Source organism: Phormidium pseudopriestleyi FRX01 (assembly GCF_017313335.1).
GTDB classification, from domain to species: Bacteria; Cyanobacteriota; Cyanobacteriia; order Cyanobacteriales; family Laspinemataceae; genus Laspinema; species Laspinema pseudopriestleyi.
The window spans coordinates 1-4558 of sequence record NZ_JAFLQW010000180.1 but is presented as its reverse complement, the minus strand read 5'-3'; the positions used below and the strand labels follow the sequence as shown (position 1 = coordinate 4558).

4 protein-coding genes are annotated in these 4558 nt (G+C 49.3%); 1 reads left to right on the top strand and 3 read right to left on the bottom strand.

Annotation, left to right across the window (positions count from 1 at the left end; all coding sequences use genetic code 11):
• A partial coding sequence (locus J0895_RS06490; RefSeq protein ID WP_207087293.1) for an ABC transporter permease occupies positions 1-554 on the bottom strand: 554 nt, incomplete at its 3' end.
• A 96-nt stretch (positions 555-650) separates the two neighbouring features.
• Positions 651-1601 (bottom strand): ABC transporter ATP-binding protein, encoded by a 951-nt coding sequence (locus J0895_RS06485; RefSeq protein WP_207087292.1) that lies wholly within the window; start codon positions 1599-1601, stop codon positions 651-653.
• A 214-nt stretch (positions 1602-1815) separates the two neighbouring features.
• Between J0895_RS06485 and J0895_RS06480 the strand changes: the two genes are divergently transcribed.
• The gene (locus tag J0895_RS06480; protein ID WP_207087291.1) at positions 1816-3108 is read left to right on the top strand and encodes a bifunctional folylpolyglutamate synthase/dihydrofolate synthase; all 1293 of its coding nucleotides are present in this window, start codon (positions 1816-1818) and stop codon (positions 3106-3108) included.
• A 109-nt stretch (positions 3109-3217) separates the two neighbouring features.
• On the opposite strand, the gene J0895_RS06475 is transcribed toward J0895_RS06480, so the two are convergent.
• Complete coding sequence (locus J0895_RS06475) at positions 3218-4519, bottom strand: ABC transporter substrate-binding protein (protein WP_207087290.1); 1302 nt, start codon at positions 4517-4519, stop codon at positions 3218-3220.
• Positions 4520-4558: the final 39 nt, after the last annotated feature.

The following is a 4558-nucleotide window of genomic DNA, read 5'->3' as shown; positions in this document are numbered from 1 at the left end:
TGGGCCACAAATAAGACATTCAAAAGGGATGCCGTATATAGAAAAGTACCCAAGGCAACGAGCACTGCATAAAAACCGAAAACCCACCCGAGGGGAATACCTCCGGCGATCGCACAGAGCAAATGTAAGGGAATCGCAAACCCGATTCCTATGTACAAGAGAACCGGAACCCCTAGCAATTTACCCAGCAAAATGTTTTGACTGGTTCGCGGACTCAACCGCAGGAAATTGAGGGTTCCTCGGCGTTGTTCTTTCATCCAATCACTACTTAATAAATAGACGCCTCCAGCCAATAACAGCAACGGCAGCATAAAGGTAAGACTAACAAAGGCCGACTCCCACTGAATCACCGTTTGAGAATCTTGACAGTATCCCCCAACATCTTCGGACCAAGTGATACAATTTTGCTTTGAATAAATCCCCACAATGACGCACTGAATAAGAGCAGATAACACCCCGATCATACTAAGAGAATGGCGATTTAACCGCCCTTTTAGTTCTCTAAATAACTGGGGATTTCCTTCTGCAAAATAATCTAATAATTGTGTAAACATTTCAGACCTTCTTGGATGATTTTCAAAAATTAGACGTTGAGCCATAAACTTTTAGGCGAAACTTTAGTCAGACCCAACTCAACCGATTGCTAGGGTTTAAGACGCCTGTTTATGCCCTAACTTGAGGAAAATTGTTTCCAAATCTTCCTGAGTGCAGTGAAATTCATGCAAAGGAATCTTCGCATCCACCAGCGATCGCAACAAATTAGCACTCTCTTCCGGAGTCCCAGCAAAATGCACCCGCAAGGTTTTGCCATCGGAATTGACCTCCCATCCCTCGACTTGGGGAAACTGTTTCAGTTCGGCTTCCAATGCCTCTAACTGACCCAAAGTCGAGATTAAAATTTGCTGACGACTCAAGCGTTGGTAGAGTTCTTTTAAAGGCGCACTTTCCACCAAATACCCGAGTTCCATAATACCCACCGACGTACACAATTCCGCCAAATCACTCAACACATGAGAGGAAATCAAAATTGTCATCCCCGCTTCCCGCAAGGTTTTAATAATTTCCCGGAACTGCATTCGGGCGATGGGATCTAACCCCGAAACTGGCTCATCGAGTAGCAGTAAAATCGGTTCATGGACAATGGTTCGTGCCAGAGAAAGTCGCTGTTTCATCCCTCGGGACAAGGTGGCGATCGAACTCAGGCGTTTATTCTCTAACTGAACTAATTCCAAGACTTCATAAAGACGCTGACTCCGCCGGGGTTCCCGCAGATAATAAAGTCGGGCAAAATAGTCCAGATAGTCCCAAACCGTTAAGTCATCATACAGGGGGAAATCATCAGGCAAATACCCCAGATGACGTTTAAGGGTTGGATTATTACTATCCCGGAGTAGGCGTTCCCCATTGATATAAATTTCCCCAATGGTGGGTTCCTCTGCCGTCGCCAGCATTCGGATTAAGGTCGTTTTTCCGGCACCGTTGGGTCCGATCAGTCCATAAACTTCCCCGGGACCGATTTGTAAATGAACATCATTAACCGCGATATGTCGGTCAAATTGCTTAGTGAGTCCACGAGTATCGATTGCCAGTTCTGTTGCCATAATTGCTGGGCGTTGAGATCGTTAAAGAGTGACTTATCCGATAGCCTAACCTCTCCCTAGGGCGATCGTCAGTATTGTTTCAGAAATTGCTACAGGGGGACCTGATTGGTCGGGAACAATCCGGGGAAAAATATCTGGTTTTGGCAGCACTCTTGCTTGATATAGTGGAATTTCTTAACCAAAATTGGTCTAACTTTCACGAGATTGGGTGGCAATGGCACTGGTAACTGTGGATTCTCTCCTCTCCTCCTTTGGACGCTTTGGCGTTGAACTGGGACTCGATCGCATCAAACGACTCTTAAATGATTTAGGCAATCCCCACAACAGCGTTCCCTTGATTCATGTCGCCGGAACTAATGGAAAAGGGTCTGTCTGTGCCTATCTTTCGGCCATTCTCACGGAAGCGGGGTATCGAGTCGGGCGCTATACCTCGCCGCATCTGGTTGATTGGACGGAACGAATTTGTGTGAATGACAGCCCAATTTCTGAACAAGGATTGCAGGAAGTCTTGCGCCAAGTCACGGAGGCGATCGACCCCTCCGCGCCTTCCCCGACTCAGTTTGAAGTGATTACCGCAGCAGCTTGGCTGTATTTTGCACAACAACAGCTAGATGTGGCGGTGATGGAAGTGGGACTTGGGGGCCGATTGGATGCCACTAATGTTTGCGATCGCCCCATTGTGAGTGTGATTACCTCAATTAGTTGGGAACATTGGCAGCGCCTTGGCCCTACCCTGGCAGATATTGCCGGGGAAAAAGCCGGGATTCTCAAGTCTGGATGTCCCGCAATTGTCGGACCCTTACCCCCTGAAGCAAAAACCGTTGTCGATCGCCGAATTGCTGAACTGGGATGTCCCGCCCGATTTCCCGAACCTGCCACTCTTGTCGCGATGCAACCGGGATGGGTCCAGACTCAAGGACTCTGCTATCCTCTCCCCCTCCCTGGTGAAGCGCAATTGATTAATTCTGCCCTGGCAATTGCCACCGTACAAACCCTCAGAAAACAGGGGTGGCAAATTTCCGACGAGGCGATCGCCCAGGGGATGGCCAAAACCCAATGGCCGGGACGCCTTCAGTGGGTGATGCGAGGCGATCGCCCTCTCCTGATTGATGGTGCCCACAATGCTGCTGCAGCCCAAATCCTAAGTCATTATGTCGCGAGTCTCAACTCCCCCGAGACTGTCCCCAACATCCCAGAAGGGGCCTCACGACCGACGGTAACCTGGGTGATGGGAATGCTTTCTACCAAAGATCATGCCGGTATCTTCACCGCCTTACTGCGATCGGGCGACAACTTATACTTAGTTCCAGTCCCCGACCATGACTCAGCTAAACCGGAAGAGTTAGCCACCCTTGCCCGAAATATCTGTCCCGAGGTAGAGGACATTCGCTGTTATCGGGACTTATTTCCAGCCATAGAAGAAGCCCTGGACCTAGAGAGTCATCTAACGGTGTTATGTGGGTCTCTTTATTTGCTGGGATACTTTTTAGCTGATATTCCCACTTAAAAAAGGATGAAGGGGGAAGGATTCTTTTGATAAAACCTTTTGCAGAATGAAGAGATTCCCCCAAGCCCCCTCAGTGAGGGGGCTTTTTAGATTTTTGCTGATCCTTCCCTTAGTTGCGGGCCTCCCACTGCTGGGCCGCATTGGTGACCGCTTGATCCACCGACTGTTGACCCAGCATAGCCCCTTGCAAATTGTCGTAAATAATCCGTTGCAATTGCTGGATATCTTCCATCGCCGGGATGAGGGCCTCTGCAGTCTTCAGATCCTCGGCGCTAATAATTCGGGCGCGATCGATCTGGGAGGCATCAGGGGGTAATGTCTGGAAATGACTATCCTGGAGGGATTGCAGGGTAGAAGGCAAGACATTTGCATCTTTGGCAAAGGTCAACTGATTCTGATCATTGGTGACAAATAGGGCAAACTTAACCGCTGCTTCCGGGACATCCGTATCCCGAGGTACCACCAAATTCATGACTGCCGCCGTTTTCTTCCCAGTTTGGCCGGTAATTTGGGGGGCCGCCGCAGAGACTTCGGCAATACTCGGGGCATTTTCGGCGATCGTCTTGAAAAATTGGGGTCCGGAACCTAGGATGGCAATTTCTCCCGCTTGATACAGTTGGACTGCTTGGCGATGCCCTTGGGTGAGGACTTCCCGAGGCAACAAACCCTTTTCATAGAGGTCTACCCAATATTGAAACGCGGCGCGCCCTTCTGGGGTGTTAAAGGCAGCTTTGCCTTCCGCATCCACCAGTTGCATTCCCATCTGGACCATCGATTCGAGGACCTCGGAAGAATCCCCGGGAACGAATGTCACGAATAGGGCATATTTGCCCGTTCTGTCGCGAATTTGTTGGGCCACCTGTGCTAATTCAGCATAAGTGCTGGGGGGTTGGTCAATACCAGCTTCCTTGAAGAGTTGGGTGTTATAAATAGAAATTCGCGTGGTCAGATACCAGGGAATACCAAAGCTTTCGCCATTTAAGGTACTCGCTTTCCAGATATTGGGAAGATACTGCTGGCGAATGTCATCCGGGACCTGGTTATCCAGGTTGAGCCATGCATTGCGACTGGCAAGAAGCGTGGCAAAATTAGGATTAAGGTTGACCACATCTGGAGCAGTTTTGGCAGAAACAGCGGCTAAAATCTTGCTTTCCATTGCGGACCAAGGCACGTCCACCCAACGCACTTTGATGTCAGGATTTTCCGATTCATAAGTGGTGATTAAGCTGTTGAAATAGTCCGTAAACTGGGGCTGGAGTTGCATTGTCCAAAATTCAACTTCCGAGGTTCCCGATGCGGGTTGTCCCGAATTGGAGCCAGTACCGGGAGTGCAGGCGATCGCCCAACTCAGTAACAACCCCGACAAGACAAAGAGTCCAAAGCGTTTCCAACTGTTGATTTTTACTCTCATAAGACCTCATGGTATGCGGGAAACTCAGTCACTTTAGTG